This window comes from Methyloceanibacter marginalis (assembly GCF_001723295.1).
GTDB classification, from domain to species: Bacteria; Pseudomonadota; Alphaproteobacteria; order Rhizobiales; family Methyloligellaceae; genus Methyloceanibacter; species Methyloceanibacter marginalis.
Window position 1 is genome coordinate 1 of sequence record NZ_LPWD01000411.1, and the last position, 1,221, is coordinate 1,221.

2 pseudogenes are annotated in these 1,221 nt (G+C 66.0%); both read left to right on the forward strand.

From position 1 onward, the window contains the following. Positions 1 to 279, forward strand: a pseudogene (locus AUC71_RS13750) (PhnE/PtxC family ABC transporter permease); the annotation flags it as partial. A gap of 109 nt (positions 280 to 388) precedes the next feature. Further along, positions 389 to 1,221 (forward strand): annotated as a pseudogene (locus tag AUC71_RS13755) (ATP-binding protein); the annotation flags it as partial.

The following is a 1,221-nucleotide window of genomic DNA, read 5'->3' on the forward strand; positions in this document are numbered from 1 at the left end:
CGTCGCCGCCACCGGCGCCTCGCGCTGGCAGGTCATGGACTATGCCGTCTGGCCCCAGATCGCGCCCGCCTTCGCCGGGATCTCCGTGTTCCGCTGGGACATCAACATCCGGGAATCGACCATTCTCGGCCTGGTCGGCGCCGGGGCATCGGGCTTCAGCTCCAGTCGTCGCTCGCCCGGCTCGCCTGGGCGGAGGTCACCGTCATCTTCATCGTCGTCCTGGTGACGGTCGCCATCTCCGAATGGATCTCGGCACGCGTCCGCGCGGCGATCATCTGACAGGCATGGCGCCAGGCTCTTGAAAAAGCCCAAAGCCCGTGCGAGCTAACGAGCAGTTCCAAAAGTCGTTGATTCTCTCGGGATTCGCGAGGGCGACACGCCTTCCGGCATGAGGAGTCCGTCCATAGCCACCAAACGCAAATCCGCCTCACCGAACGATCTGTTCGACGCCGCTCCGAAAAGGAGGCCCGCGACCGCCAAGACGCCCGCGAAAAAGGCCCCTACGGCCCGCGCGCCGGCGAAGACGCCTACACGGCCGCGGACATCGAGGTGCTGGAGGGGCTCGAGCCGGTCCGCCGGCGTCCGGGCATGTATATCGGCGGCACCGACGAGAAGGCGATGCACCACCTCTTCGCCGAGGTGCTGGACAACGCCATGGACGAGGCGGTGGAGGGACACGCGAGCCGTATCGAGGTCGACTTCGACGCGGACGGGACCCTCACGGTGACCGACAACGGCCGCGGCATTCCGGTCGATCCGCATCCCAAGTTCAAGAAGAAGTCCGCGCTCGAAGTCATCATGACCACGCTGCACGCGGGCGGTAAATTCGACTCCAAGGTCTACGCGACCAGCGGCGGCCTGCACGGCGTCGGCGTGTCGGTGGCGAATGCGCTGTCCGAGACGCTCGAGGTCGAGGTCGCGCGCGGCCAGAAACTTTACCGGCAGAGCTATACGCGCGGCGTGCCCGATGGCCCGGTCAAAAACCTCGGACCCATCAAGAACCGGCGCGGCACACGCATCAGCTTCAAGCCGGATCCCAAAATCTTCGGCAAGGGGGCGGCCTTCAAGCCGTCGCGCCTGTTCCGCATGGCGCGGTCCAAGGCCTATCTGTTCCGCGGCGTCGAGATCCGCTGGTCCTGCGCCAAGGCGCTGCTCGGTAACGACGCCGAGACGCCCGAAACCGCGGTGCTTCATTTCCCCGGGGGTCTGAAAGACTTCCTC